This is a genomic window from Streptomyces sp. NPDC001858, assembly GCF_053594615.1.
Map to the genome: position 1 here is coordinate 1 of NZ_JBSFEV010000037.1, position 23,916 is coordinate 23,916.

17 protein-coding genes are annotated in these 23,916 nt (G+C 71.3%); 10 read left to right on the forward strand and 7 right to left on the reverse strand.

Translation table 11 applies throughout. The features are described 5' to 3' along the window. From ACWCPF_RS35970 to ACWCPF_RS35990, 5 genes are all read left to right on the forward strand, one after another. A partial coding sequence (locus ACWCPF_RS35970) for a thioesterase domain-containing protein (protein ID WP_451049317.1) occupies positions 1-1,959 on the forward strand: 1,959 nt, incomplete at its 5' end. Between the two features lie 177 nt (positions 1,960-2,136). After that, on the forward strand, positions 2,137-3,252 hold the full coding sequence (hppD, locus tag ACWCPF_RS35975) for a 4-hydroxyphenylpyruvate dioxygenase (RefSeq protein ID WP_451049318.1): 1,116 nt from the start codon (positions 2,137-2,139) through the stop codon (positions 3,250-3,252). A gap of 35 nt (positions 3,253-3,287) precedes the next feature. Continuing rightward, positions 3,288-4,346: an alpha-hydroxy acid oxidase gene (locus ACWCPF_RS35980; protein WP_451049378.1), complete on the forward strand. Its 1,059-nt coding sequence runs from the start codon at positions 3,288-3,290 to the stop codon at positions 4,344-4,346. 182 nt (positions 4,347-4,528) lie between these two features. Further along, positions 4,529-5,830: a cysteate synthase gene (locus ACWCPF_RS35985; RefSeq protein ID WP_451049319.1), complete on the forward strand. Its 1,302-nt coding sequence runs from the start codon at positions 4,529-4,531 to the stop codon at positions 5,828-5,830. After that, the gene (locus tag ACWCPF_RS35990; protein ID WP_451049320.1) at positions 5,830-6,381 is read left to right on the forward strand and encodes a cysteine dioxygenase; all 552 of its coding nucleotides are present in this window, start codon (positions 5,830-5,832) and stop codon (positions 6,379-6,381) included. Before ACWCPF_RS35985 ends, ACWCPF_RS35990 begins: the two co-directional genes overlap by 1 nt. Before the next feature lie 77 nt (positions 6,382-6,458). Here ACWCPF_RS35990 and ACWCPF_RS35995 read toward each other — a convergent pair whose 3' ends face one another. From ACWCPF_RS35995 to ACWCPF_RS36015, 5 genes are all read right to left on the reverse strand, one after another. Further along, entirely contained in the window at positions 6,459-7,106 is a 648-nt protein-coding gene (locus ACWCPF_RS35995; protein WP_451049321.1) for a histidine phosphatase family protein, read from the reverse strand. A 104-nt stretch (positions 7,107-7,210) separates the two neighbouring features. Further along, complete coding sequence (gene dpgC / locus ACWCPF_RS36000) at positions 7,211-8,545, reverse strand: (3,5-dihydroxyphenyl)acetyl-CoA 1,2-dioxygenase DpgC (RefSeq protein WP_451049322.1); 1,335 nt, start codon at positions 8,543-8,545, stop codon at positions 7,211-7,213. Beyond that, positions 8,542-9,285: an enoyl-CoA-hydratase DpgB gene (dpgB, locus tag ACWCPF_RS36005; RefSeq protein ID WP_451049323.1), complete on the reverse strand. Its 744-nt coding sequence runs from the start codon at positions 9,283-9,285 to the stop codon at positions 8,542-8,544. Before dpgB ends, dpgC begins: the two co-directional genes overlap by 4 nt. A gap of 11 nt (positions 9,286-9,296) precedes the next feature. Then, positions 9,297-10,448 carry a 3,5-dihydroxyphenylacetyl-CoA synthase DpgA gene (gene dpgA / locus ACWCPF_RS36010; RefSeq protein WP_451049324.1) on the reverse strand — a complete coding sequence of 384 codons (1,152 nt, stop codon included), beginning with the start codon at positions 10,446-10,448 and terminating at the stop codon, positions 9,297-9,299. Positions 10,449-10,530: 82 nt separating this feature from the next. Beyond that, positions 10,531-11,835 carry an aminotransferase-like domain-containing protein gene (locus ACWCPF_RS36015; RefSeq protein ID WP_451049325.1) on the reverse strand — a complete coding sequence of 435 codons (1,305 nt, stop codon included), beginning with the start codon at positions 11,833-11,835 and terminating at the stop codon, positions 10,531-10,533. A gap of 216 nt (positions 11,836-12,051) precedes the next feature. Here ACWCPF_RS36015 and ACWCPF_RS36020 point away from each other — a divergent pair, with 216 nt between their 5' ends. Continuing rightward, a complete protein-coding gene (locus ACWCPF_RS36020) occupies positions 12,052-12,453 on the forward strand; it encodes a hypothetical protein (RefSeq protein ID WP_451049326.1) in 402 nt (133 codons plus the stop codon). A gap of 46 nt (positions 12,454-12,499) precedes the next feature. Here ACWCPF_RS36020 and ACWCPF_RS36025 read toward each other — a convergent pair whose 3' ends face one another. Continuing rightward, positions 12,500-13,486, reverse strand: coding sequence for an AraC-like ligand-binding domain-containing protein (locus ACWCPF_RS36025; RefSeq protein ID WP_451049327.1), 987 nt, complete (start codon positions 13,484-13,486; stop codon positions 12,500-12,502). A 344-nt stretch (positions 13,487-13,830) separates the two neighbouring features. Further along, positions 13,831-16,086 (reverse strand): ATP-binding protein, encoded by a 2,256-nt coding sequence (locus tag ACWCPF_RS36030; protein ID WP_451049328.1) that lies wholly within the window; start codon positions 16,084-16,086, stop codon positions 13,831-13,833. A gap of 790 nt (positions 16,087-16,876) precedes the next feature. On the opposite strand from ACWCPF_RS36030, the gene ACWCPF_RS36035 reads away from it, so the two are divergent. The 4 genes from ACWCPF_RS36035 to ACWCPF_RS36050 all read left to right on the forward strand — a co-directional run bounded on the left by ACWCPF_RS36035 (position 16,877) and on the right by ACWCPF_RS36050 (position 23,814). After that, positions 16,877-18,274 carry a hypothetical protein gene (locus tag ACWCPF_RS36035; protein ID WP_451049379.1) on the forward strand — a complete coding sequence of 466 codons (1,398 nt, stop codon included), beginning with the start codon at positions 16,877-16,879 and terminating at the stop codon, positions 18,272-18,274. 44 nt (positions 18,275-18,318) lie between these two features. Beyond that, entirely contained in the window at positions 18,319-19,764 is a 1,446-nt protein-coding gene (locus ACWCPF_RS36040; RefSeq protein WP_451049380.1) for a VWA domain-containing protein, read from the forward strand. 85 nt (positions 19,765-19,849) lie between these two features. After that, complete coding sequence (locus ACWCPF_RS36045) at positions 19,850-20,974, forward strand: ATP-binding protein (protein WP_451049329.1); 1,125 nt, start codon at positions 19,850-19,852, stop codon at positions 20,972-20,974. After that, a complete protein-coding gene (locus tag ACWCPF_RS36050) occupies positions 20,971-23,814 on the forward strand; it encodes a hypothetical protein (RefSeq protein WP_451049330.1) in 2,844 nt (947 codons plus the stop codon). Before ACWCPF_RS36045 ends, ACWCPF_RS36050 begins: the two co-directional genes overlap by 4 nt. The last annotated feature ends 102 nt before the right edge of the window (positions 23,815-23,916 follow it).

The window sequence follows — 23,916 nt, forward strand, 5'->3', positions numbered from 1 at the left end:
TGTGTGCTGGTGACGGCGCTGGACGCGCAGGAACCGGACGGTCAGGTCTCGTCCGGTCGGCGGGTGTCGTTTTTGAAGGTGACGCCGAGTCATGTGCCGGTGGTGGAGGAGGCGGGGCGTCGGTTCGTTCCGGGTGGGCGGTTGATGCTGGGCGGGGAGGAGATTCCGGGGCATGTGGTGGCGGCGTGGCGGCGGGCGCATCCGAGGGTGCCGGTGGTGGCGCACTACGGTCCGACCGAGGCGACGGTGGGCTGCACGGACTATCCGCTGCCCGACGACGAGGCGGATGTGCGGGCTCTGTTGTCGTCGGGGGCGGTGCCGATCGGCCGTCCGATGTGGAACACCCGCGTGTACGTGCTCGACGGCGGGCTGTCGCCGTCACCGGTCGGTGTCGCGGGTGAACTGTATGTGGCGGGTGCGCAGTTGGCCCGGGGGTATCTTGGCCGTGCGGGCCTGACCGCGGAGCGGTTCGTCGCAGACCCGTTCGGTTCGGAGGGCTCGCGGATGTACCGCACCGGTGACCTCGCCAAGTGGAACGCTGACGGGGTCCTGGAGTTCCTGGGCCGCGCCGACGCCCAGGTCAAGGTGCGGGGTTTCCGTATCGAGCCCGGTGAGGTCGAGGCGGTGCTGGCCGGGCATGAGGACGTGGCCCGGGCCGTGGTGATCGTGCGTGAGGACCAGCCGGGCGACAAACGCCTGGTCGCCTACATCGTTCCCACGGCGGACGCCACCCCCGATCCGGCAGTTCTGCGCGGCCACCTGGCCGGGCAACTCCCCGACTACATGATCCCCTCCGCCTTCGTCACCCTGGACGGAGACGGGGACGGGCTGCCGCTGACCCCGAACGGGAAGCTGGACCGGCGGGCCCTGCCCGCCCCGGACTTCACCCCGCACACGGCCGGCAGGGCTCCCCGCACACCTCGTGAGGAGGTCCTGTGCGGCCTGTTCGCCGAGGTCCTGGGCGTCGTCTCCGACTCCGTCTCGATCGACGACAGCTTCTTCGACCTCGGCGGCCACTCCCTCCTCGCCACACGCCTCGTCAGCCGCATCCGCTCCACGCTGGGCGTCGAGGCGAGCATCAGGGCCCTGTTCGAAGCCCCGACCGTCGCCGGACTGATCGACCGACTCAACGAGGGCGGGGTCGCGGATCCGTTCGATGCCGTCTTCCCGCTGCGCCGCCACGGCACGGACGACCCTCTCTTCTGCGTGCATCCCGCGGCGGGCCTGAGCTGGTGCTATTCGGGTCTGATCAAGGAGCTGCCGGACGAGGTGCCGATCTACGGCCTCCAGGCTCGGGGCGCGAGCGACGGGGATCTCGTGTCCACGGTGGGGGAGATGGCGGCGGAGTACGCGGCACTGATCCGGTCCGTGCAGCCGCAGGGCCCGTACCGCATCCTCGGCTGGTCCTTCGGTGGGCTGGTTGCGCACGCCGTGGCGGAAGAACTTCAGCGCCAACAGCAGGAGGTGAGCCTGCTGGCGGTGATCGACGCCTACCCGGCCTCCAATGCGCCGGAGACGGAGGAAGCAGACCGCCCGAGCCTCATCCGGGCCCTCGCCGAGGGAGCCGGCCTCAGCCTGTCCGAAGACGCTTCCGGTGATGACATCTCCGGTCTGGTCGAGGCCTATGCGGCGGATCAGATCGGTGAGGTGGCGCAGACTCTCCAGGTCGACGTGGACCGAGCCAAGGGCCTGATCGCCGTCATCGAGAACAACCGCAGGCTTGCTCGCTCCGTGTCCTTGGGACGGGTGGAGGGCGGCCTCCTCTTCTTCCGCGCGGGCATCGACAACCCCATGCCGATGTCGGGCACGGAAGCGTGGACACCCTATGTGGCAGGAGACGTGGACGAGCGCGTGATCCAGAGCGATCACGTCAGCATGATGCAGCCCGAACCACTCGGCGACATCGGTCGTGCCCTCCGGGAACGACTGCGGCTCGGGCGTCGGCCCGACAAGCCTTAGGAAGCAGGACAGGGCGGCTCAGCGAAGTGCGCCCTGTCCCACCGAACGGCCCTTACCGCCACTGCTCCGGCAACGATCGCCGGTCGGTCCCGGAGCAGGGCTGCCCCGGGGAGCTGTCTCTGCTGTCCCCGGCCTCACACGACTGCTGTCTCGTCACGCAAGAGAACTGGAGTTTCGATGACATTTTCTGCGGCCGACAAGGTCATGGACGACTTCGAGCTGGACTACGTGGAGATGTACGTCCGCGATCTGGATGCTCAGATTGCGCACTGGCGTGATCGCTACGGCTTCGTCGAGGCCGCTGTGGGCGGATCGCCGGAGCAAGGGTTTCGGGCCGCGGTGCTGAGCCAGGGCGCGATGCGGCTCGTGCTGACGGAGGCGACGGCCGAAGGGCACCCCGCGTCCGACTTTGTGCTCGCGCACGGGGAGGGCATCGCGAACATCGCCCTGCGCACCGCGGATGTGCGAACGGCCTTCGGCCAGGCGGTCGAGAACGGGGCACAGGCGCTTGCGGAGCCCGTGGAACACCCGGGAGACGACGTCGAGTTGAGTGCCACCGTCTCCGGCTTCGGTGACGTCGTACACACTCTCGTGCAGCGGCGGTCGAGCACCGGAGCCGGTCTGCCGCCCGGATTCCGTACGCTCCCGGCGGGATCGGCAACGCACAGTGACCAACGAGCTGACGACGGCCTCCGTCTCCTGGAGATCGACCACTTCGCCGTCTGCGTCAACGTGGGTGATCTGGAACCGATGGTCGAGCTGTACGAGAAGGCGTTCGGGTTCAGGGAGATCTTCGAGGAGCGGATCGTCGTCGGCTCGCAGGCCATGCTGTCCAAGGTCGTGCAGAGCCGGTCCGGTGAGGTGACGTTCACGGTCCTTCAGCCCGACCCCACGGCGGACCCCGGTCAGATAGACGAGTTCCTCAAGAACCACGTCGGATCCGGAGTTCAGCACGTCGCGTTCGCCGGGGACGACGTCGTACGGTCGGTTCGGGCGCTGTCGGCGCGAGGGGTCGAGTTCCTGACGACGCCGGCTGCCTACTACGGACTCCTGAAGCAGCGGATCTCCCTCACCAGGCACCCGCTGGAGAGCCTGCAGCAGCTGAACATCCTTGTGGACGAAGACCATGGGGGCCAGATGTTCCAGCTCTTCACGCGGTCGACGCACCCCCGGCGAACGCTGTTCTTCGAGGTGATCGAGCGGTGCGGAGCGGAGACCTTCGGTAGTTCGAACATCAAGGCCCTCTACGAGGCGGTGGAGCTGGAGCGCCTCGCGCAACAGAGTGAACTGTGAACGGTGCCGAGCGCGAGATCCTGTGCCTGGACGACATGGCGGGGGTCGCGAAGGAGCTTCTTCCCGCCGACGTATGGGACTTCGTCTCGGGCGGCAGCGGTGCGGAGGTGACGCTGTCCGCCAATCGTGCCGCGTTACGGCGGATCGGGCTGATTCCACGGGTGCTTCGGGACGTGGAGCACTGCACGGTCGAGACCACGCTGTTCGGGGAGAAGCTCGCCATGCCGGTGGCGACGGCGCCCATCGCCTATCAGAAACTCGTGCACCCGGAGGGCGAACTCGCTGCCGCGCGGGCGGCGAAGGCCGCTGGAGTGCCCTTCACCGCAGGCACGTTGAGCAGCTTCCCGATCGAAGCGATCACCGGGATCGGTGGATCCGTCTGGTTCCAGCTCTACTGGCTGCGTGATCGGCAGGCGTCGTTCGCCCTGGCCGCGAGAGCGCAGGACGCGGGATGCCGGGCGCTGATGCTCACGGTGGACGTTCCCTGGATGGGGCGCCGGCTGCGGGATGTGCGCAACCGCTTCGCCCTCCCCGCCGGTGTGGAAGCCGCCAACCTCGCCTGGGGATCGGCGTCCGAGGCGCACCGGGCTTCCGCGGTCGGGTCCGCGGTGGCGTCCCATACCCGGGCTGCCTTCGCTCCTTCGCTGTCGTGGACGGATGTGGAGCAGCTGCGGTCTCGGACCGCGCTGCCGCTGATCCTGAAGGGCGTGCTCGCCCCGGAGGACGCCAGGCGCGCGACGGACCTCGGTGTCGACGCCGTAGTGGTGTCGAACCACGGCGGGCGGCAGTTGGACGGCGCCCTGGCCAGCATCGAAGCGCTCGCGGCCGTGGTGGACGCGGTGGACGGCGGCTGCCGGGTGCTGTTCGACAGCGGTGTCCGCCACGGGACCGATGTGCTGAAGGCCCTCGCGCTGGGAGCGGACGGCGTTCTGCTCGGGCGTCCGGTGCTCTGGGGGCTCGCCGCCGCCGGGGAGCAGGGGGTGCGCCGCGTGCTGGAGCTGCTGGCGGAAGAACTCCGTGACGCCCTCGGCCTGTCGGGGTGCGCCGGCGTCGCGGCCGCACAGGAGATCCGCACGGTCTCCGGGCCCGGCTGAGCCGCCGACCAGGCACACCCGGTGGTTGCAGGACGGAACGTGTTGGGGTCGGCGCGTCGTACGGACGCGTCGGCCGGGTGTCGCCCGTGGGTCATCACGCCCGCGGCGGCGAAGGACGAAGCATCGGAACGACAACTCTCCGTATGTGAATTCGTGCGGATCCTCAAGAAGGGACCTGGAGAATGGAAGAACGGGCGACACGCCACTACACGGTGTTGTGTCCGCTCTGCGGGCACCGCAGGCCGGATGACGGTGTGACGTTGTCGTGCGAGCATGACCACGAACCCGCGCTGCTGCAGACCGAGTACGAGGCGAAGGGGTTCACGCCGTCCCCGCACACCGAGGGGCTGTTCCGTTACCGGGACTGGCTTCCGGTCGCCCGGACCTACCCCACCGCGGGACGCACGGTCGTGTTTCAGAGCGAGGAGCTCTCCGCTCGTCTCGCTCTGCCGAATCTCTGGGTCGCCTTCAACGGCTACTGGCCGGAACGAGGAGCCTTCCTCGAGACCGCGACGTTCAAGGAACTCGAAGCGTACGCCGTGCTCGGGAGACTGCCTCTCGATTCTCCGGTGCTGGTCGTGGCGTCCGCCGGAAACACGGCAGCCGCATTCGCCGTGGTCTGCTCCCGATACCGGCAGCCGTGTCTTCTCGTGGTGCCCCGGCGCGGACTGCACCGGATGAGATTCCGTACGCCGCTGGATCCGGCCGTGAAACTGGTCGTGCTCGACAACGCGGACTACTCCGATGCCATCGCCCTCGCCGACGGGGTGGCCAAACTGCCCGGCTTCCAGGCGGAGGGAGGGGTACGGAATGTCGGCCGGCGCGACGGACTGGCCACGGTCCTGTACGCGGCCGTGGAAGCGATGGGGCGGGTGCCCGACTACTACTTCCAGGCGGTGGGCAGCGGAGCCGGGGCCATCGCCGTGCACGAGGCCGCGAAGCGACTGCTGGGCACGGGCTCCTTCGGTACGACACCGCCCCGGCTCATGCTCTGCCAGAACGCGTCCTTCGCACCGCTCGCCGCATCCTGGAACACCGGGACCCGGTGCATGGCCACGGATTTCGTCGAGGACGAGCGGGCCGCGGCCGAGCAGGTGTTCGCGGACGAACTCACGAACCGGTTCCCGCCGTACTCCGTGCATTCGGGGGTCTACGACGTCCTCACCGAAAGCGGCGGCGACATGCTGACCGTCGGGAGCGAGGCGGCGGCACACGAGAGGGAGGCCTTCGGCAAGATCGAGTCCATCGACGTCGAACCCGCTGCGGCGGTCGCGCTCGCCGGACTTCGGCTCGCGGTCGCCGACGGACGCATACCGGGCGACGCGACGGTGCTGCTGAACATCACCGGCGGCGGGCGCGCCCGGCTGGCCCAGGAATGTCCGCTGTACGGCGCCGAGGTCAGCCTGGCCCTCGACCTGCGGGAACAGGGCATGGACAGCCATGTCGCACGCATCGTCGAGCTGTTCCGGAACGAGGTGCGGTGATGCCCGCGTCCGGCACGGCCAGTCGGAGAGTGGGCTCACTGGCCGGCGAGGTGAGCGGCATCCTGAAGGCTTCCCGAGACGCCGGTCGGGCTGTCACGGAGGATGCCGTCGGACAGGTCGCGCAGGCGGTGAAGCGGCATCTCGTCTTCCCCGACCTCCTCACGCCACGCGAACGCGCCGGGGATCCCGCGGGGTATCGGCAGCATTTGTTGTACGTCGATCCGCGGGGCGAGTTCTCCATCGTCTGTCTGGTGTGGTTACCGGGACAGCAGACCCCGATCCACGACCACATTTCCTGGTGTGTCACCGGAGTCTACGAAGGGCGGGAATGCGAACAGCGTTACGCGTACGCCGGTGGCGGGGATTCGACGTGGTTGGCGCTGACGACGACGTCCGTCAGCTCGGCCGGTGAGGTGGACTGGCTGCTGCCACCGGGCGACATCCACTTCGTCCGCAACCCCGGCCCCGAGACGGCGATCTCGATCCATGTCTACGGTGCCGATGTGACGCGCAATGCGGGGACCAGCATCCGGCGGGTCTATGCACAGTGAAGTCGGGTCGGTCGCCGCCGCACCTGTTGCGGCTGCCGCCCTACCCGTTGCGGCTGCCGCCGTCCCCGTCGCAGCCGTCAGCCCTCGCCGAATCCCGGTTCCTGAGCGGCTCCGGCGTTGCGCACCGACAGCCGCCACCCGGAAGGCGTCTCGCTGAGGACGTGCCAGTGGCAGTTGGACAGGCCGCCCAGCGACATCCAGTCCCGCGGATCCAGCCCGAGGAGCCGGCCGACGCATGCCCGGATGGTCCCGCCGTGGCTCGCCACGATCAGCGTCCCCCCGTCGGGGAGCTTCTCGGCATGGCGTTCCACGGAGGGCGCCGCGCGTTCCGCGACCTCGGTGTCCAGCTCGCCGCCGCCGCGCCGGACGGGCTCGCCCCGTTTCCAGGCCGCGTACTCTTCCGCGTACCGCGCCACGATCTGGTCCTGGGTGAGTCCCTGCCAGCGGCCGGTGAAAGCCTCGCGGAGGCTTTCCTCGGCGGTGACGGGCAGCCGTGTCAGGGAGGACAGCTGTTCGGCCGTTGCGGCGGCGCGCCGCAGAGAGGACGTGATGATCGCGTCCGGCGCCAGGGCGGCCAATCGCCGAGCCGCCCGCCGGGCCTCCTCGACCCCCACCGGGCTCAGTTCTATGTCAGTGGTTCCCTGGAACCGCTGCTCGCGATTCCAGCCGGTCTGACCGTGCCGCCACAGGACGATTCTGCGACTGCGAGAGCCTGCTGGACGCATGTGCGGTGGACCTCTCTTGCGGCCGGGCCCGGACGGGGGCCTGTGTCACGGAACAAACGGAACAACGGGACAACGGGGCAACGGGGCAACGGGGTCCGGGTCCGTCAGCGGGTCCCGGCCCCCCGCTCGGAGGAAGCCAGGGAGAACCGGCTGACCTTGTCGAGCACATCGGCGTCGTACATACGCAGGGCCTGTTGCAGCGCGAACTCCGCCATGTAGGCACGGAACCGGTCGAGCGGTTCCTCGGCCAGGTTGAGCATGCGGCGGTTGGCGAGCACCGCCGAGCCGCGCAGCCGTTGGGCGCTGCGTTCGACGGCGGCGTCCAGCGCGTCGGACTCGCACACTTCGTCGACGAGCAGCCGGGCGGCCGGCTCGCTCGCGTGGACGCGCCGTCCCTCCAGGATGATCTGCCGGGCCAGCCTCGGTCCGGCGAACCGGGTGAGACGGAAGTTGGCGACTCCCGGGATGATCCCCTCCTGCGCGGCGGGCAGGCTGACGTAGGCGTCCGCGGCGGCGATGACATGGTCGAAGAGGAACAGCAACTGAGCGCCGCCGCCGATCGCGAAGCCGTCCACGACCGCGACCCAGGGTTTGTCGATGGTGGCCCGGCGCCAGTCCGCGGCGTCCTGCACCAGGACCCCCCGGATCAGCTTGTGCAGGTATCCCAGCTCGCGCCGGAGCAGGAAGTCGACCAGCGAGATCTCCCCGCCGTGCAGCGACTTGAGGTTGATGCCCGCGCTGAAGACCCGTCGGCCGCGGTAGCGGGGATGCGTCATCACGCCGCCCCGAAGGAGCCCGACCTCCGTGGCCGGGTCGAGCAGGACCAGGTCGACCGCCGTCTCCATGTCGTCGACCTGCTGATCGTCCTCGGCGTTCAGCGAGTCGTTGCGGCACATGGTCAGATGGGTCACCGCGCCGACCCGCTCCAGGCGCACGGACCGCAGCTCCAGCTTGCCGCTGTCGGTGAACTCCGGGAGCAGTGACAGGGCTCGGGAGGTGGGCTGCAGCATGCTGTCGAGCAGGTGCGCGCCGGCCGACGGCGAGCGCAGCACACGGTTGAAGAAGATGCCCTGGTCGATCTCGTGGCCCTCTTTGTGCGCCTGGGGCCGGGAGCGCTCGCTCGCCAACTGCTCTGCGCCGGGTACGAGTCCGGGGAAGGCGAGGGCAGCGGTCCGGGCGAGTTCCGCAAGCCGGAGGCGGACCGTCTTGCCCTCGGTGAGTTCGTCGTAGACCGCCTCCGCGTGTGTGTCCAGGAAAGCGGCGCGCAGCGCCCGGGTGGCGTCGACCGCGGCCGCCGCCTCGGCGTGCTGCTCCGGCGAGCGCCGCGCAGGGTCGCCCAGCCGGTCCAGGAGGGCTTCGGCGCCCTGTGCGGCCCGGGCCAGCGCCGCCCGGGCCTTGGCGAGATCGGGCGACCGGACGTCATCATGGTCGACGGTCATGCGGCAGCTCCCGAGGGCGTGGTGCGCAGGGCGCGGTCACAGGCCGCCAGGTGGGCGCCGAGCGCCTCCTCGAAGCTGGTGGTGGCGGCATCGAACAGCAGCTGACGCCGGATGGCCAGCTCGCTTCCGCGTACGGATCCGGTGCGCTCGACAGCTGTGGCGAGTGCGTCCGGCAGGTCGGCGGTGAGCGTGTCGACCAGCTGCAGCGCCAGCGCCTCCTGCGCGCTGAGGGGAACGCCGAACAGGACGGCCCGGCGGACCGCGGCGGCACCGGCGTGGGACCGGGCCAACCGGTACAGCGCCATGCCCGGCCAGGTCGCCTCGTTCTCCACCGTCACCACCAGGCTCGTCGAGCCTGTCACGATGCGATAGTCGGTACTCAGCAGAGCGTCCAGGGCGAGACCGCCGCAGGGTCCCTCGGCCACCGAGATGGTCGGCACGGGCAGGCGCTCCAGCCGCCGCAGCGCGCGCTCCCACTTGCTCACCAGGGCGATCGTCAGATCCTTCGCGGGCGCTCCCTCGGGGAAGCCCGAGACGTGGACGATCAGCCGGGCCTGTGTGCCGTCCTCGACGCTGTCGCAGACGGCGTTGACCATGTCGATCGTCGAGGCGGACAGGGGCCGGCGCCCGTCGACACGGAGGGTCGGCGCTCCGGGCTCGGACTGTGCGGCGATCACGTGCGTGGCCTCCTTCACCTGCTCGTCCTCCACCTGCTCGTCCTTCACCTGTTCCTCTTTCACCTGCTCCTCTTTCACCATTGGACCAGCGCGGTTTCGATGGTCGAGCCGGGTCCCATGGTCATCAGAACGCCGTACTCGCCTGCCGTGGCGACGTCCTCCCGGAGCAGCCGCTCGTAGGAGAACAGGAAGGAACCGCTGGAAAGATTGCCGTAGTCACGCAGGACGTCGGTGGTGTGCCGTACGTCGTGCCGGGTGAGGCCCAGGTTGATCCGAACCGCGTCGATGACCTTCTTGCCTCCGGAATGGACGAGCCAGTGGCCGATGTCGGTGCGGCGCAGCCCTTCGCGGGCCAGCAACCGGTCGACGACCTGTTCCGCGTGCGCGCCCACCACATACGGGACATGCGGGTCGAGGTAGAAGCTGAACTTCCCTTGCGCGTCGTCCCAGTCGTAGCGCATCGCGTCGATCGCGTCGGTGATCAGCTGACTGGCGAATCCCAGGATCCGCGGACCGCCGGACCCTGCGGTCGGGACCGCCGCTGTGGCCGCCCCGGGTGGGCCGGCGATCAGGGCGACGGCTGCCGCGCCGTCCCCGAACAGGCTGTTGACGACGGCGGTCCGCATCGAGGAGTCGATGACATAGGCGGCGGAGCAGGCCTCCACGCACAGCATGACGGCTACCTGGCCGGGATGTGCTGTGGCCCAACTGGCCGTCGCCTGCAAGGCGTTGAGCCCGGCGTTGCAGCCCATTCCGACGACGTCGACCCGGCTCGTCTGAGGACGCAGTCCCATCGAGCGGATCAAGAGGGCGCTGAGACCGGGGGTCAGGAAGCCCGTGGTGGTGGTCACGCACAGGTAGTCGATGTCGCTGGGCTCGATCTCCGCGTCGGCCAGGCACTGCTCGACGGCGCGCGCACCCATGTCGAGGGCGAGGGTCCTGTGCTTGTCCAGCAGTTCGCCCTGCTTCTCGGGGAGGCAGGCGCCGTCCGCGTCACGCGGAGGCAGCGAGAGGAAGCGTTTCTCGATTGCGCTGTTGAGGAAGACGGACCGGACCTTGGGGTCCGTGATCCGGAATATCTCGAGCAGTTCGTGCTGCGTGTACGCCGTGTCCGTGACAGCCGTGGCGACACCTGTGATGCGCGCTGCGTTCAGTGACGCGGGACGGTGGGCCGCGGACGGCTCAAGTCCGTCGATACACGGGGGGTTCACCGTGGAGGTGGTCATCGGAAGGTCCACCCCCACATACGGGGCTTGCTGCGAATCAGGCTGCGTGCGGTGAACAAAGTACCTGCCTTCTCCTGATGGGTCACCGGGACCGGGCGGCCGTCTCCTCCCTGATGAAACGGGTCAGGCGCTTGACGCCGTCCACGATCTCGGACTGCGTCAAATAGCTGATGGACAAGCGGATCGTGCTGTCTCCGCCGCCCTGGGGATAGAAGTAGGACATGGGCGTCCAGATGACGCCGAATTCCTCCGCCGAGCGCTGCAGTGCGGAGTTGTCCGCGCGGAACGGGACGTCCACGGTGAGGAAGAAGCCCCCGGAGGGCTGGTTCCAGCGCACCCCGAGCGCCGTGCGCTCCGGTTCGGGGAAGGCCTCGGCGAGCTCGCGCAGGATGGCCTGCATGGCATCGCCGTAGTAGCGGGAGGTCTCGACGTTGAGGTCCGCGGTGCGGCCGTCGGCGGCCAACAGCATTCCGCCCACCGCGGCCTGGCCGAGCGCGGAAGTATTGACGGTCACCATGCTTTTGATTTTGGTGATCTCGTCCACCAACAGCCCGGTGTTGCCGTCCCGGTCCACCACGATCTGGTCGGCGACGGCAAAGCCGACGCGCGCGCCGGGGAACAGCGTCTTGGAGTATGAGCCGAGATGGACGACTCGGCGCTCGCGGTCGAGGGACTTCAGGGTGGGAACCTGTGGTCCCGGACTGACCATCCGGTAAGGGCTGTCCTCCAGCAGGAGGATGTCCTCGCGGGCGGCGAGTTCCAGGAGTTCGTGCCGGGCGGCCAATGACAGGGTGACACCCGACGGATTGGAGTGGTCCGGGACCACATACAGCGCGCGCGGACGTCTGCCCCGAGCCCGCTCGGCCTTGATCGCCGCCTCCACGTCCGCGCACCGCAGCCCGTCGGACCGCTCCTCGACGGCGGTGAGCTCGACGTCGAGCAGCCGGGCGGCGCCCGTGATGCCCACATAGCAGGGGCTGGCCACCAGCAGCACATCGTCGTGGTTCGCGATGAGGGCGCGCAGGGTGAGGAGCATCGCCTCCTGGCAGCCGACGGTCACCACGATGGCTTCGGGCGATACGTCGATGCCCTCGTCCTTGCGGAGCGAGTCGGCTATCAGCTCGCGGATCTGACCGCTGGTCGGGCCGTACTGGAAGATCGCGTCGCGCAGCTCACCGGGCGAGAAGCCGGTGTCGGCCAGATGGTCGAGGTAGCGGCGAATGTGCCCGAATATCTCCTGGACGTCGAAGAAGCCGTCGTACGGGCGGCCCGGTGCGAAGGAGATCGCCTCCGGATAGCGATGAGTGATCCCGTTGAGGAAGTTCATCGTGTCGAGCACCGGGTCCGAGACGCTGGTGTGGAGCTCCTCCTTCAAGAGACGGCTCACTGCCACAGGGGGTACCTCCTGCAAGGCGGCAGCCGGGCCGGCCGACCGCCCCTGAGCTCGTAGGAATGAAGATTTTCACGGAGGCTACAGCAGGGTGCGCGCCGGCACAGCAGTCTCTGATCGTCAGGCGACTCAGTGCCAACAAGAGGAGACTGCCGGGTCCACCGCCACGCCTTCGTCCTGACCGGTGCGGCCTTCCGGGCCTATGATCGGAGCATGACGAGATCCGTGACGAAGCGTGACGGCTCCAACGGCCTCGGCGGCACCTGCGGCGTCGACCGGGCCGACAATTCCTGGCGTTCGCTGTGGTCGAAGAACTCGGCGCTGTCGATCGGCTCGGTCGACTCGTTCCTCTCCATCGGCTCGGTCGGCAGCTCGCTGTCCATCGCCTCGGTCGGCAGCTTCCTGTCCGTGGGGTCCGTCGGCTCCGCCGTGTCCTTCGTCTCCGTGGGCTCCTGGCTCAGCGCGCGATCGGCGCTGTCCGCCCACTCGGTCGATTCGGTGCTGTCCTGGCGCTCCCGCGGCGGCCTGCGCGCGATCGGACCGGCGGCGGCCACCATCGCCGGGGCGGCCCTGCTCTGCGCGTGGAGCGCGAGCCGGGACCGTTCCTCGACCTGACTCGACCTGACCGCCCTGACATCGACCGGACCTCGCCGCGGCCCCCTCAGCCGGTCGGCAGCAGTCGGTGCCGGCCGTCGCGCCACTCGCGGGGGGAGAGCCCGTAGGCGGCGCGGAAGACCCGGCTGAAATGGGCCGGGTTGGCGAAGCCCCAGCGCTGCGCCACCGCCGACACCGTCGGAGCCATGGCGTCGGACCGGGCCAGCTCGCGGGCGCACCGCTCCAGCCGGCGCTGCTGGATCAGCCGGGCGACCGTGATGCCCTCGCCCTCGAACAGCCGGTGCAGATAGCGCACGGAGATGTGGTGCGCCGCCGCCACGGTCTGCGGGGAGAGATCCGGATCGCCGAGGTTGCGGTCGATGTGGTCGCGGACGCGCAGCACATGGTGGGCGCCCGGGCTGTGCTCGCGCATCGCGGCCCGGCCGCTGCGCTGGTCGACCAGCGTGGCGAAGAGGTCCACGACGCCCGTGGCCAGCCGGGCGGCCACGGCCGGGGCGCAGGGCGGGACCGACGAGGTCAGCGACGTCACGAAGTTCACCAGCAGGGCGCCGAAACCCTCCGCCGCCGTGATCGCCGTCCCGGTGACCTGCCGCAGGTCCGCGACGGGCAGGCCCACCGCCCGCCGGGGCATGTGCACGACATGGGCGGAGAAGCGCCGCGGGAAGTCCAGCGAATACGGCCGCGCGGTGTCGTAGACGACGAGGTCGTCTTCGCCGACGACGGCGCGCCGGCCGTCCTGGATCAACGTCGCCGTGCCCGACGTCTGGACGCAGACCGCGACACAGCCCCCGGCGGTGGCCGTGCTCGCGGCCGCGTCGGCGACATGGGCCTGGGTGCGGTTCAGGCGCTGGGCGTCGGCCTCGATCGTGGCGATGCGCAGATAGCCCAGTCGTTCGGTGGACACGCGGCCCTCGAACGGGCCGTCGTCCCGCGCGGTGACGGCCATCGGCACCAGCGCTCTGCCCAGTGCGTCCTGCCAGTGCGCGAGTCTCTCTCCCTCGGGAACCGAAGCAGTCGTCACCACCAGAGCCACCGGGCTCTCCTCTCCACCTGTGCGTCACCGGCGGAGAGGGATCGGACAGCGGCCCGTTCCTCCCGCCGTCACCAGCCAAGCAGTCGGCCCCCGTGGTCTCCAGGCAGGAAGCAGGCAGAAACGCGGACGGCGGCCCGACCCGGCCGTCCGCCCGGACCTGTGCGGAGCCGCCCACGGCAGTGCACGCAGGGAACAGCACGGTGCACTGCGGGACAAGACGCGGGGGAGGCCGCGGGCCCAGGATGGAGGCACGGCGAGGGGAACCTCGCCCGTCGATGGCGTGTACCCGTCACCGTCCCGCCGCCCTCCCCGTGGTGCGGCGACCCGGGGACGGGCGGGCGAATTCAGGGCGCGTCGAGACGGGCGAGGACGCTGCGTGCCTCGGCGACGCGCTGCGGGTCGGCTTCGAGACCGAGCCCGACACAGCGGGCGAAGGCCTCGCGGGCCTGCGTCGGTCGTCCGGCGGACAGCAGCGCGTTGCCCAGGTCGACGAGCTGACGGCTCTCCATCGCCTTGTTGCCGCTCTCCCGGGAGATCGCCACGGAGGTGCTCAGGGCGTCGACGGCCTCCGTCCACTGCTCCAGCAGGGCATGGCAGGCGCCGATGCCCGAGTGCAGCTGGCCCCGGGAGAAGTCGGCGATGTGGGACGGCAGCCGGTCACCGGCCCGGTCCACGAACGCCAGCGTGTCGCGGTAGGCGACGAGCGCCTTCTCGGCATCGCCGGAGTCCAGCAGCGCCATAGCATGCCCGTGCCGCGCCTGAAGGCTGCCGGGCAGGTCGTCGGCGGCCTCGAACAGCGGGGCCGCGCGGTGCATGTGATCGGCGGCCGACATGGACTCGCCGAGTCGGCGCAGCGCCCACGCGCGATAGATATGGGCCCAGGCCTGCTGCCGGGCGTCGCCGGCGCCCAGCGCGGCGGCCAGGGCCTCGGCGGAGCGGTCGAGGCTGTCGTGGGGGCGGTCCTCGCAGATCAGCACCGCCCACGCGTGGTAGTTGAGGTGCGTCGCCGCCAGCACGGGGTCGCCCAGCGCCCGCGCGCTGTCGGCGGCGGCGCCGAAGACCTCGGGCCAGTGCCCCCAGAAGATCCACTGGTCGGAGAACCAGTGCAGGGCCTCGGCCACCTCCGCCACGGTCGCGTGCTCACCGGCGGCCGCGGCGGCGCGAAGGGCGGCCAGCCAGTTGGCGCCCTCCGACTGGAGCCACTCGCGCGCCCGCTCCGCGCTGGACAGGTCGAGCGTGCCCCGCCATGTCGGCGGCGGGCTGCCGTGGTCCGGCTCGAACCAGCGGCCGGCCACGACCGTGGTCTCCAGCAGCCAGTCGTACAGCGCCGCCCGGGCCAGTTCTGCGTCCCGCGCGGACTCCTCGGCGTCGAGCCGGCTTTGGGCGTACAGCCGCAGCAGGTCGTGCAGCCGGTACCGGTCTCCGGGCGCGCCCAGCAGCCCGGTCTCGACCAGTTCCTCCAGGGTGTCCTCGGCGTCGAACAGCGGCTGACCGGTCAGCCGGGCGGCGCCGGCCGCGCCGACGTCCGGGCCCGGGACGAGGGCGAGACGCCGGAACAGCCGGGCGGCGGCGGGCGTCAGCTGCCGGTAGGACAGATCGAACGCGGCGGCCACCCGCAGATCGCCGGCGGCCAGCGCGTCCAGCCGGCGGTCCTCGACGGCGAGGCGGCCCGCGAGCCGCCGGACGGTCCAACCGGTGCGCGTGGCCAGCCAGTTGCCCGCCACCCGCAGCGCCAGCGGCAGATGACCGCAGCGCTCGGCGACATCGGCGAGGGCGGCCGGATCGGCGGCGGCGCGATCGGCTCCGACGAGCGAGGTCAGGAACTCGGCCGCCTCCGCGGGGGCCAGTTCCCCGAGCGGCAGCCGGTGCACGCTGTCCAGGCCGGTCAGCATCCGCCGGCTCGTCACCACGACCATGCCCGCGCCCGCGGCCGGCAGCAGCGGGCGCACCTGACCCTCGTCACGGGCGTTGTCCAGGACCAGCAGACAGCGCCGCTCCGCCAACAGCCGCCGGTACAGCGCCGGATGACCCGACGGCCCGGCCTGCGTCAGGTCCCGGTCGGCCACGTGCAGGGCTTTGAGCACGCTGAGCACGAGTTCGGCGGGACCGGCCGGATCGTCGTCCGTGCCGCGCAGGTCCAGGACCAACTGCCCGTCCGGGAACCGGTCGGCGAGACTGCGGGCCGCGTGCAGCGCCAGCGTCGTCTTGCCCGTGCCCGGCGGACCGCACACCGCCACCACCACCGGCTGCGCCTCCGACTCGTGCGCCGCGAGCGCCGCCAGCCGGGTCAACTCCCGCTCCCGGCCGACGAAGTCGTCCACGCCCCGCGGAAACGCCCGCACGCCCGCCGGGCTGTAGCCCCCGGTGCGCCCGGCCCGCGCCGCCGTCAGCAGCCGCTGCCGCAGCTCCTCGTCCAGGCCCAGACCGTCCGCGAGCGCGGCGACGGTCCGCCGCTGCGGAGCCGCCCGTCGTCCCCGCTCCAGATCCCCGATGCCGCGCACACTCACGCCCGACGCCTCCGCCAGACCCTCGATGGTCTGCGACGCGGACAGCCGCAACTCCCGCAGCAGCGCCCCGAACGCCGCCCGCTCCCCGCTCAACCCCGCCCCTTCACCTCGGCCTGCCCCTGCTGTCGCCGCAAGCGTGATCATCTGAATTCCAGAAGAGCCGGGGCGGGTGAATTCTAGAAGAGGCGGGGCGCGCTCGCCGATCCTGCCCGATCGTCCCTGCTCAGGCCGCGTTGTCAGTGGTCGCCGGTAAGTTCGTCAGTGTCGCGCCGATCGGTTGCGACAACCCCCCTGTGCTGCGCCGATTCGGCGTGCGCGAAGCCTTGTGCCGCAAAGGAGATGGTGCGTGTCGGACTGGGAGAAGTCGAGTACGGCCCGGGTGGTGCCGCCCGCGAGGCCGCGCAAGCTCGCCAAGGTCCCCTTCGTCGAACTGGCCGACGGACGCCTCCAGGGCGTCGTCTCCAGCGGCTCGGACATCGAGCGGGTGTACGTCTCGTCGGTCGCCGCCGGCGCCTACGCCTTCGCATGCAGCACCAACAACAACCGCCCCTGCGGCGGCGCGCGGGGCTCGTTCTGCAACCACATCCGCGCCCTGGTCACCGAGGCCGTCCTGCAGTACGGCGTCGACCGCGTCGCCCGCTATCTGCGCGTCGAGCCCGGGGGCGCGCAGCCGGACGCCGCCGCCCTCACCGCCGCGATGACCGGCACCCGGCCCTCGCCGGCGGACGGAAAGGCGGCCGCGGCGTCCGTCTTCAGCCGGTTCCTGCGCCACCTCGCCTATCTGGAACTCGCCCCGGTCACCGCCCCGCTGCCGGAGCTGCAGTGGTTCCCGCCGACCCGCGCGGCGGCCGCCACGGACCCGCCGACCGACGAGCCCGAACCGGTGGCAGCGGAGGAGACCGGCCCGCTCACCGCGCCCGTGGCCGGACTGGACGAAGCCCTGGCGGCCGTCGACGCCTTCGACCGGACCCTCGTGGACGGACTGCTGCGCCCCCGCCCCGACCGGGTGCAGGACCTCGCCGAGCTCGCCCGCGCCGTCGCAGGCACCCCGCTCGCCGCCCGGGTCGCCGAAGCGGTCGAGAAGGCCGCGGCCGGAGCCGCGAGCGAGGACCACTTCGTCGCCCTCGCCGCCGCCCGCACCGCCCTGCTCGGCGCCGCGCACGACGCACTGACGGTCGGCGCCGACGAGGTCACGGGCCGCATGCGGGAGGACCGGAAGTCGACGGCCATCGCAGCGCGGCCCGAGGCCAACCTGCCGGCGGCGGCCCGCAGTTGGCTGTCGGACCTCGCACGCACCGGCTGGCAGGGCATCGACCACGAACTGGCCGGCGGAGCCGCGCCGATCGTCTCCGCGATGCTGCCCGACCCGGCTCTGCGCCGACTGGCGACCCTGCTCGACGGATTCGCCGCCGAGCTCGCCGCCTCCTGCCCCGGCGCGGCCCTGGACCGGATCCCGGCCCGCCGCTGGGGCGACCTGTGGGCCCGCGCCCTGCTGCTGACCCGGCCCGGAGCCGCCGACGCGCCCGCCGTGACGGCCGTCACCGGCCGGCTGCTGCCGCTCGGCGTGGACCTGCACGAACACGCCACCGCCGCACAGGCCCAGGTCCACGCGGTGTTCGAACCCGCCGACGGCGGCCCACCCCGCCTGGTCCGCGCGAGCGTCTCGGCGCCGAAGCCGGACACCGTCGTCGAGGCCGGCGTCTGGCAGCTGCTGCGGCCGCAGCTGTCGCTGCTCACGGCCGTCGGCGAAGGCCGCGCGATGGACCTCGACGCGATGCCCCTCACCGACGAGGGAGATCTCCTCTGGGACGACGCCCGGGCCCGCCGGGGCGACCCCGCGGACACCCTCGCCACCGCGCGGGTCGTCCTGCCGACCGCCACCGCCCTGCCCACCGCGCCCCTGGACCGCCACCCGGCGCGCATCGCCGAGCCCGTGTTCCTGGAGGGCTACGACACGAGCCGGGACGGCGACACCCTCACCTTCACCGTCGCCGGCCGTGCCCTTCCCGTCGACACCGACCGCATCCCGACCGCGAGCCCGCTGACCCCCGAGGCCGTCGCCGCCTCCGGCGCGTGCATCGCCCTGCTCCGCTGGGACGGCGGCGGGTTCCGGCTCCAGCCGCTCGCCGTCGAGACCACCGTGCGCAGAAAGGCCGTCGCCCTCCACGCGGGCGCGTGGGCCGGCGGCACCGCCGACAAGGCCGGCGCCCGAGCGGAGAAGGCCGCGACCGACGCCGTCACCGTCCTGCGCGAACGGGCAGGGAGGCTGCTGCGGAAATGAGCGACGACATGGATGTCCTGGAAGGCATCGAAGACAGGGAAGACATGGCCGAGGCGCCCGAGGCAGTCCCCGACGACAACCGTCGGCAGGTTCTCTACTGGCGGCTGCTCGCCCGTCTCTTCGACCCCGAGGAGCAGGCCGGCCTGGAGGCCGCGAGCCTCGCCGTCGTCGAGGACATCGGCCTGCCGCCCGCACTGCTGGACCCGCAGGCCTCCGTCGACTCGATTGTGCAGCGCCACCCGGAACTGGCGGCGGAGTTCGACGGGTTGATGGTCCCCGAGACCGAGACCGAGACGGAGACGGAGACGGAGACCGAGGATGTCAAGGACGCGGCCGGCGGTGACGCCCGTGACCGTGCCGCCGAAGTCCGGCGCGCGGCCCTGGTGTCCAAGGTGCTGCTGAACGTCTTCGCCACGGGCTCCGGAGCCGTCGGCGCCGGACAGCTGTCCCGGTGGCAGAGCGACGCCGGCTGGCTGGAGCGGGCGCTCGGCTGCGCACCGGGCGAGCTGCGCGGCGGCCGGATGCCCGGCGGCGGCCCCGGCGTCAGCCCCACCGGCTCCGGAGGCGGCGGCCGGACGCCCGACCTGAGCAACCTGATCCCCGCGATCGGCCCCGAACTCGGCGCCCTCGAAGCCGACCTCGTCCGGCGCATGCACCTGCGCGAGGTGCTCGCCGACCCGCAGCTCGCCGCGCGGCTCACGCCGAGCATGTCGCTCATCGAGCAGCTGCTGCGCGACAAGAACAACCTCTCCGGCGTCGCCCTGGCGAACGCCAAGGCGCTGATCCGCCGCTTCGTCGACGAGGTCGCCGACGTGCTGCGCACCCAGGTGGAGAAGTCCTCGGTCGGCGCGATCGACCGCTCGGTCCCGCCCAAGCGCGTGTTCCGCAACCTCGACCTCGACCGCACCATCTGGAAGAACCTCACCAACTACAGCCCCGAAGAGGAACGCCTCTACGTCGACCGCCTCTACTTCCGGCACACCGCCCGCAAGACGACGCCGCAGCGGCTCATCGTCGTCGTGGACCAGTCGGGCTCGATGGTCGACTCCATGGTCAACTGCACCATCCTGGCGTCGATCTTCGCCGGCCTGCCGAAGGTGGACGTCCACCTCATCGCGTACGACACGCGGGCGCTCGATCTCACGCCGTGGGTGCACGACCCTTTCGAGAGCCTGCTGCGCACCCAGCTCGGCGGCGGCACCGACGGAACGGTCGCGATGGCCCTGGCCCAGCCGAAGGTCGCCGAGCCGCGCAACACGGTCGTGGTCTGGATCTCCGACTTCTACGAGTGGCAGAGCCAGCCCCTGTTCGACAGCATGGCCGCCCTGCACCGCTCCGGGGTCAAGTTCATCCCCGTCGGCTCGGTGACCAGCTCCGGGCGCGGCAGCGTCAACCCGTGGTTCCGGGAGCGCTTCAAGGACCAGGGCACACCGGTGATCTCCGGTCACATCCGCAAGCTCGTCCACGAACTCAAGACGTTCCTCACCTGAGCCTCGCCCTTTACGACTCGCCCCCTACGACTCGCCCCCTACGACTCGCTTCGTACGACTCGCCTCTTACGAGAAAGGCCTCTCCATGTCCGACCTGCTGCGCGCCCCCGCCGAGCTCAAGTACGCCGAGGAACTCGACTGGCTGGAGTCCGTCGACGACAGCCCCAAGCCGTTCTCCTGGCGGCTGTCCCCGAAGATGGTCCGACTGTTCATCCTGGGCTCCGAGCGCGCCGACGGCCTCGACCGCGAGATCTCCCAGAAGTGGTTCGGCGACCGCAGTTTCGTCGAGCGCTCCATCGTCACCCTCGCCTCCGACCGCGGCCTGCTGCTCATCGGCGACCCCGGCACCGGCAAGAGCTGGCTGGCCGAGCTGCTGTCGGCGGCGATCTCCCGCAACTCCACCCTGGTCGTGCAGGGCACGGCGGGCACCACCGAGGACCACATCAAGTACTCGTGGAACGTCTCGATGGTCATCGCCAAGGGCCAGTCGAGGGAGTCGATGATCCCCTCGCCGATCATGACGGCCATGGAGGCGGGATCGATCGGCCGCTTCGAGGAGCTCACCCGCTCCACCAGCGACGTCCAGGACGCGCTGATCTCGATCCTGTCCGAGAAGTACATCTCGGTACCGGAGCTGGGCAGCGACCAGGACAGCGACAACATCGTGTTCGCCAAGCCCGGCTTCTCGGTCATCGCCACCGCCAACAGCCGCGACCGGGGCGTCAACGACCTCTCCTCCGCGCTCAAGCGCCGCTTCAACTTCGTCCGCATCCCGGTGGTGACGAACAAGAAGAGCGAGGCGGAGATCGTCCGCTTCCGCACCGAGGAACTGCTGCGCCGCCACCAGATCGAGCTGGACGTCCCGCCGACCCTGCTGGACGTGCTGCTGCAGAGCTTCGCCGACCTGCGGGCCTCGTCGGCCGCCGCCGGCAGCGACGACGAGAAGCTGGAGTCCGCCCTGTCCACGGCGGAGCAGATCGGCGTCCTGGAGGACGCCATCCTGCACAGCAACTTCTTCGGCGAGCGCGCCCTCACCGCGCACGCCCTCGCCTCCTCGCTCGTCGGCTCCCTGGCCCGGCGCGAGCCCGAGGACCTCGCCATCCTCAACAAGTACCTGCACGGCGTGGTCGAACCGCGCAGCAAGGAACAAGGCGGCTCCTGGCCGGAGTTCCTCCAGGGCGGCCGCGACGCGATCGCGACCCTGTCATGAGCGGCGGCACCTTCGAGGCGCTGCGCGGCCAACTGCACGAGGCGGCCACCGCGTTCGCCGACGGACCCGGAGCCCTGGAGGGCATCCTGCGGGGCATCGTCGACGACGTGGAACGCGCGGTGCGCGAGCCCCTGGAGATCTTCCCGGTCTGCCACCACTCACCGGCCTCGGCGATCGCCATGGCCCGCCGGCTGCGCGAGAAGCAGCCGAAGGTGGTCTATCTGGAGCTGTGCGAGGACATGGCGCCGCTGCTCACAGAGCTGCGCAACTGCCGTCTCCCGGTGGCGGTCCAGGCCTTCGCGAGCGAGATCGAGGGCTTCCCCCTCGACTGGGCGCCGCTCTCCGTGGTCGCCCCGGTCACCGAGGCCTCCGCCGAGTACCAGGCCATCGCCTACGCGCTCGACACCCCGGGCGTCGAACTGGTCCTCGTCGACCGCTCCTCGGACCACGTCTTCCAGTGGGAGACCGAGCACCTCACCGAACCAGGCACGCCGGCGGACCCCGACCCCGACGCCCCCGAGACTCCGGAGCAGGCCGCCCTGCACGGCGACGCCGTCGGCGTGGAGATCGGCGACCTGCGCCCGCGCTTCGCCGAACTGGAGGAGCACCTCCTGCGCCACGGCCGGGTCCGCCACTGGTCGGAGTGGTGGCACCAGTACGTCGAACTGCCCCTCGGCGACAGCGACCACGACACCTACCGCCAGGTGATGCTGCTCATCGGCAGCCTCTTCCGGCGGCTCGCCCCCGGCGACCCGGGCAAGGCGCGGGTCGACGAGGACCGCGAGCGGTACATGTGGACGCGGATGCGCGAGCACCTCGCCGCCACCGGCGCCGACCCCGCCGACTGCCTCTACGTCTGCGGCGCCTTCCACGCGGCCAGCCGGGTCGAGGAGTTCGGCGTGCACGCCAGCGACACCTTCACCATCAGCCCGCCGAGCCCCACCAAGTGGCGGCACGGCCTGATCCCGTCCAGCCACGCGGCGATCGAGGCGCAGTTCGGCCTCGCCGCGGGCTCGGTGTCCATCGCCGCGACGGAATGGGCGAAGAACGTCAAACGCACCGGCGTCCGCCCGTTCCGCCTGGAAGGCCAGGCGGGCACGAAGAAGCCGACGACGAAGAAGAGCGCGGCGAAGAAGGCTCTGCCCGCGCCGGTCCCGGCCGCCGCCGCGCCGCCCGCCGACCGGCTCACCGGCTTCCTCCAGCGCCCGCCCGCGCTCGACCCCCTCGACGAGGCCGAACTGCTCGGCTGGTCGGTGGACATCGTGCGCGCCGCGCGCCGCAACGGCTACCTCGCGTCCACCGCCGACGCCATCGCCGTCTTCGAGACGTCGATCCTGCTGGCCGGGATGCGCGAGCGCGCCAAGCCGACGCCGTACGACTTCCAGGACGCGGCCGTCACCTGTATCGAGAAGGACGCCGTCCCGGGCCGGCGGGACGTCGGCCGGCTGGTCGAGATCATGATGGGCGGCGACCGCGTCGGCCAGGTCGGCTACGACGCGCTGCCGCCGCTGGCCCGCGACGTCCACGACCGGCTCGCCCCGCTGAACCTGAAGCTCCAGCAGCGCGGAGTACAGCGCGCCCTGCTGGACATCGCCTCGCGGCCGGAACTGGAGCCCTGCTCCGACCTGCTGTGGATGCTGCGCCGGCTGCTGCCCGAGGGCGCCGCCCGGCCCATCATGGGCGAGCGGCGGCTAGGCGAACGCCCCATCCAGGAGTCCTGGGACCTGGCCCTGGGCACCCACCAGCGCTCCCTGATCGAACTCGGCTACGAGGGCGTCAGCATCGAGCAGGTCCTCGAACAGCGGCTGCGGCGCGCCGCGTACGCCCCGCAGGCCACGGCGGCCCAGGTCCTGGAGGCCGTCGAGGACGCCATTCTGCATCTGCGCAGCCGCCGGCTGGCCGACGAGCTCGGCACCCGGGCCCTGGAAGTGCTGGCGGGCGAACGCAGCGTCGACGGCGCGCCGGAGGTGCTGCGCCGGGTGCGCCGGCTGCTGGCCTACTACCGCACCGCCGAACCGGTGCTGCCGCCCTGGATCGAGTCCTTCGTCAAGGCCGGCTACGCGCACTACTGCACCCTGCTGCCGACGGCGTTCACCGACGACGACGCCACCGTCCGCCAGGTCGCGGCCATGCTGGGCTTCCTGTTCGGCATGGAGAGCCTGGCCCTGTCCCTGGGCTGCGACCGCACGCAGCTCGAACTCGCCCTCGCCCAGTCCCATCCGACCGAGCCCTCCCGCACCGCGCTGCTGTGGGCCGCGCAGACCCACCTGGGCACGCTGTCGCGGACGGCGCTGCGGGCGCGCTGCGCCGAACTGCTCGGCAACCCGCTGGTGGTCCCCGCCTACCCCCGCTACCTCAGCGGGTTCGTGCACGCACTGGAACCGGTGCCGGGGCTGGCCGACTTCGTCGTCGAGGCCGTGTCCCACGCGTTCGCCCGGCTCCCGGACCCGGTGCTGCTGCCTTGGCTGCCGACGCTGATCACCGGCCTGCGGGCGGGCGGCAGCGAGCTGGCCCCGCTGCTGATCCGCGAGGCCGGCCGCGTCTTCCCCGCCCGGCTCGCCGAGCTGGACAGCTGGGTGCCGCCCTGGCGACTCCCGCAGGAACCGCCGCGTCTGCGCCTGGAGTCGGCGCCGGGCACCGCGGTCGGCCTCCCGCTGCTGACCGCCCACCCCGCGACCTGCGACGCGCTCGCGGACCTGCTGGGCTGCGAAGGGACCTGGGAGACCGCCGAGGCCACGCCCGCCGGAGCGGCCCTGCTCGCCCGCCACCCGGAGACCGCGACGGCGCTGGAAGCGCTGATCGGGTCGGGGGAAGTCGGTTGCGGTTCGGCAGCGCCCTGAAGGGGCGCGGGGCGCTGACATATGCGGCTCCGCCGCGATGGGGGTCCCCCCGCTCGAGCGCAGCCGAGAGCGGGGGAGCGACCGGCCACGACGGCGCCGCAG

Bases quoted from the DNA above. Each gene is read 5' to 3' on its own strand.
- dpgA (WP_451049324.1), bottom strand. From the start codon at position 10,448: ATGACCACCTCCACGGTGAACCCCCCGTGTATCGACGGACTTGAGCCG.
- ACWCPF_RS35985 (WP_451049319.1), top strand. From the start codon at position 4,529: ATGGAAGAACGGGCGACACGCCACTACACGGTGTTGTGTCCGCTCTGC.
- ACWCPF_RS36050 (WP_451049330.1), top strand. From the start codon at position 20,971: ATGAGCGGCGGCACCTTCGAGGCGCTGCGCGGCCAACTGCACGAGGCG.
- ACWCPF_RS36040 (WP_451049380.1), top strand. From the start codon at position 18,319: ATGGCCGAGGCGCCCGAGGCAGTCCCCGACGACAACCGTCGGCAGGTT.
- ACWCPF_RS36045 (WP_451049329.1), top strand. From the start codon at position 19,850: ATGTCCGACCTGCTGCGCGCCCCCGCCGAGCTCAAGTACGCCGAGGAA.
- dpgC (WP_451049322.1), bottom strand. From the start codon at position 8,545: ATGACCGTCGACCATGATGACGTCCGGTCGCCCGATCTCGCCAAGGCC.
- ACWCPF_RS35980 (WP_451049378.1), top strand. From the start codon at position 3,288: ATGGCGGGGGTCGCGAAGGAGCTTCTTCCCGCCGACGTATGGGACTTC.
- ACWCPF_RS36020 (WP_451049326.1), top strand. From the start codon at position 12,052: ATGACGAGATCCGTGACGAAGCGTGACGGCTCCAACGGCCTCGGCGGC.
- hppD (WP_451049318.1), top strand. From the start codon at position 2,137: ATGACATTTTCTGCGGCCGACAAGGTCATGGACGACTTCGAGCTGGAC.
- ACWCPF_RS35995 (WP_451049321.1), bottom strand. From the start codon at position 7,106: ATGCGTCCAGCAGGCTCTCGCAGTCGCAGAATCGTCCTGTGGCGGCAC.
- ACWCPF_RS35990 (WP_451049320.1), top strand. From the start codon at position 5,830: ATGCCCGCGTCCGGCACGGCCAGTCGGAGAGTGGGCTCACTGGCCGGC.